The organism is Mycobacterium sp. (assembly GCF_035653355.1).
GTDB lineage: Bacteria > Actinomycetota > Actinomycetes > Mycobacteriales > Mycobacteriaceae > Mycobacterium.
The window spans coordinates 1-3,460 of the sequence record NZ_DASRBZ010000571.1 but is presented as its reverse complement, the minus strand read 5'-3'; the positions used below and the strand labels follow the sequence as shown (position 1 = coordinate 3,460).

Here is a 3,460-nt window from a genome sequence, read left to right as displayed (position 1 = left end):
GGCGTCCGCCAAGGCGGAGACCGTCGTCGGTGACGCGTTGGCATTGCCCTACCCTGACGGGACTTTCGACTGCGTCATCGCATCGGAGATCCTCGAACATGTGCCGGCCGACGACACTGCGATCAACGAATTGATACGCGTGCTCAAGGTGGGCGGCACTTTGGCGGTGACCGTGCCGCGGTGGTTGCCGGAACGAGTGTGCTGGTTCTTGTCCGACGAATACCACAACAACGAGGGCGGCCACGTACGGATCTATCGGGCCAGCAAGCTGCGTGCCAAGATCACCCGCGGCGGAATGCAATTCGTGGATGCGCACTATGCGCACGGCCTGCATACGCCGTTCTGGTGGATCAAATGCCTTGTGGGGGTGGCTCGACCGGATCACCCTGCGGTGTCCGCGTATCACAAGATGCTGGTGTGGGACATCACGCGGCAGCCCCGTATCACCAGGATAGCCGAATCAGTGCTCAACCCGCTGGTGGGCAAGAGCATTGCGCTGTACTTCGAGAAACCGGTGCACGCCGTTGAGCTGGTGTGACGTGCCGGGCGTGCCAGGCGTCCTTACTCCAGAACAGTGTCGGCTGACCGCGGAATCGATTGCTGCTGTGCAAGAGCCATCCGGGGCGATCCCATGGTCGGAAAGCGGGCACACCGATCCGTGGGATCACGTCGAATGCGCGATGGCGCTCAGCGCCGCTGGGCTCATCGAGCCTGCCCGCCGAGCATTCGACTGGTGCCGCTGCCAACAGCGGTCCGACGGCTCGTGGCCGATTCAATTGCGCGCCGGTGTCGTCGAAGATGCCAACAGCGACAGCAATTTCTGCGCCTATATCGCGGTGGGTGTCTGGCACCACGTGTTGATCACCGGTGACCGAGGCTTCGCTGAGGCAATGTGGCCGACGGTAAGCGCCGCGATCAACTTTGTCCTCGAATTACAGCTCGAAGGCGGCGAAATCTGCTGGGCGCGTGGTCCTTCCGGACCGGTTGCCGAGGCGCTGCTGACGGGCTGTGCCAGCGTGTTCCACAGCATCCGCTGTGCGCTCGCATTGGCGAACTACCTTGACCTACCGCAACCCGAATGGGAAGTCGCACTGGGCCGGCTGGGCCATGCAATCACCGCGCACCCCTCGGCGTTCACCGAAAAGCCGCACCATTCCATGGATTGGTACTACCCGATTCTCGGTGGTGCGCTGCGGGGCGCGGCGGCACAGGCCCGAATAGCGGAGAGGTGGACCGATTTTGTGGTCGACGGACTCGGTATCCGCTGTGTCGATGACCGACCATGGGTCACCGGTGCGGAAACATGCGAGTTGGTGTTGGCGCTCGACGCGATCGGCAGCCGCCGACAGGCGCTGCAGCAGTTCGCGGCCATGCAGCACTTGCGGGAAAGCGACGGCTCGTACTGGACCGGACTGGTGTTCAGCGACGGCAAGCGCTGGCCGGTCGAGCGAACCACGTGGACCGGGGCGGCGGTGATCTTGGCTGCCGACGCGTTGTCGTCGACCACACCGGCAAGCGGCATCTTCCGCGGCACCGACCTCCCTCGCGGGCTGGAGGGCGATTTCGACTGCGAGTGTGTCAGCAGCTCGACGGATTGGTGACGGCGGTACCGGCTGCCCCTGCTGTGCGTTCGAGCACCCGCAGTGACCCGGTGACCGACACTTCCCGGAACTCACCGCTTTGCACTGCGCGGCAATAGATCTGGTATGGAGCCTGGCCGCCGTCGCTAGGATCGGGGAACACGTCGTGGATGATCAGCGCACCACCCACCGTCACCCACCGCGCCCAGCCGTCGAAGTCCTGATGCGCCGCAGCTTCACTGTGGCCGCCGTCGATGAACAGCAACTGCAGCGGAGTTCGCCACCCGCGGGCCACCACCGCGGACTTGCCAACCACCGCCACCACATTGTCGTCTAAGCCCGCCTCGTCCAGCGTGCGCCGAAACGTGGGCAAGGTATCGAAGCGGCCAGTGATCTCATCGACCAAAGAAGCGTCGTGATAGTCCCAGCCCGGCTGGTGCTCTTCAGAACCGTGATGGTGGTCGATCGTATAGAGCACGCTGTCAGCGGCCACTGCGGCCGCGCCGAGCAACAGTGTCGACTTGCCGCAGTAGGTGCCGATCTCGACCCCGACGCCATGGTCGAAGTAGCGCAGCGCGGCGTCATGCAACGCCCGACCCTCGTCAGCCGGCATGAAACCGGTGACCCGATCAGCCAGATCGAACAACCGCGCGGTCTGCCCGTCGGGCTTAGATAAAGAACCCACTAGTCGAACCTACTATCGGCGGGACCGGCGGCCACTGGCCTCTATTGCTGCCCATCCTACGTTGTAGTAGTGTCCAGACACGTGTCCGACCCGGTGGCTCGGGAGTCGACCCGGCGCCGACTGACCGCCAAGCAAGCCGACACCGTTGAGCGGCTGGGCCGGGCAGCTATCGAGGTGCTGAGCCGAGAAGGCTTCTCCGGCTTGACTATTCGGCGCGTCGCTGCCGAGGCTGGAGTGGGCTCGGCCACCGCCTACACCTATTTTTCGTCCAAGGAACACCTCGTGGCCGAGGTTTTCTGGCGGCGGTTGGCCTCGACGGCGGCTCCGCGCAGCGAGTCCGCAGATCCGGTTGCCCGGGTGATTGCAGTGCTGCGCCACATCGCGCTGCTGGTCGCCGACGAACCCGAGCTGGCGGGTGCGGTGACCAACGCTTTGCTGGGCCGCGATCCCGAAGTCAAGCATCTGCGGCTGCGCATCGGCCGTGAGATCCACCAGCGGCTGGCCACTGCGCTGGGACCCGACTGCGATGCGGAGGTCGTGGAAACGCTGGAGTTGCTGTACGCCGGTGCACTGGTGCGCGCCGGCATGGGATACGCCTCCTACGCCCAGATCGCCGACCGGCTGGAGAAATCAGCGCGACTGGTCTTGGAGTGACGACGTTTGACGGCGTTCTAGCTGGCATGATGCACGGGTGGACGTCGACCATCCCGAGCGTGACCAAGGCTGGGATTACGCCGCGCGCAAGGAGACCGAAACCGAACGACTGGATCGCAATTGGAGCAGCCTCTTGCAAGAGCTGCGGGTCGTGCAAACCGGCGTCCAGTTGCTCACCGGCTTCCTTTTGACCTTGCCTTTCCAGCAGCCGTTCCATCTACTGAGTTGGACCGTGCGCCTGGTGTATCTCGCGACGGTGGTCTGCTCGGTGGCCGCGACCGTGTTGTTGGTCGCCCCGGTCGCGATGCACCGATTGCTGTTTCGCCGGCACCGGTTGAAATCACTGGTGTCAACAGCGCACCGATTCGCCTACACGGGCTTGCTGCTCTTGGGTTTCGCGTTGACCGGCGTGACGGTGGTGATCTTCGACGCGGTCGCGGGCCATATCGCCGCTGTCATCGCCGGGGCTTGCGCGTTGATCGCACTAGCCGCTTTGTGGGTGGCCCTTCCGCTGTGGATGCGCACCAGTAGCGACGACCTG

5 protein-coding genes are annotated in these 3,460 nt (G+C 64.3%); 4 read left to right on the top strand and 1 reads right to left on the bottom strand.

Annotation, left to right across the window (positions count from 1 at the left end; translation table 11 throughout):
* A partial coding sequence (locus VFA16_RS19720) for a class I SAM-dependent methyltransferase (RefSeq protein WP_324969440.1) occupies positions 1-538 on the top strand: 538 nt, incomplete at its 5' end.
* Positions 539-548: 10 nt separating this feature from the next.
* Positions 549-1,601, top strand: a complete 1,053-nt coding sequence (locus VFA16_RS19715) for a prenyltransferase (RefSeq protein ID WP_414687771.1) — start codon at positions 549-551, stop codon at positions 1,599-1,601.
* Here the strand turns inward: VFA16_RS19715 and VFA16_RS19710 are convergent.
* Positions 1,579-2,193 carry a class I SAM-dependent methyltransferase gene (locus VFA16_RS19710; protein WP_324969442.1) on the bottom strand — a complete coding sequence of 205 codons (615 nt, stop codon included), beginning with the start codon at positions 2,191-2,193 and terminating at the stop codon, positions 1,579-1,581. The two genes, VFA16_RS19715 and VFA16_RS19710, sit on opposite strands and share 23 nt — an antisense overlap.
* Positions 2,194-2,346: 153 nt before the next feature.
* Between VFA16_RS19710 and VFA16_RS19705 the strand changes: the two genes are divergently transcribed.
* Positions 2,347-2,919, top strand: a complete 573-nt coding sequence (locus VFA16_RS19705; protein WP_414687770.1) for a TetR/AcrR family transcriptional regulator — start codon at positions 2,347-2,349, stop codon at positions 2,917-2,919.
* 37 nt (positions 2,920-2,956) lie between these two features.
* Positions 2,957-3,460 (top strand): DUF6328 family protein (locus VFA16_RS19700; protein WP_324969438.1); only part of this gene is annotated, 504 nt, incomplete at its 3' end.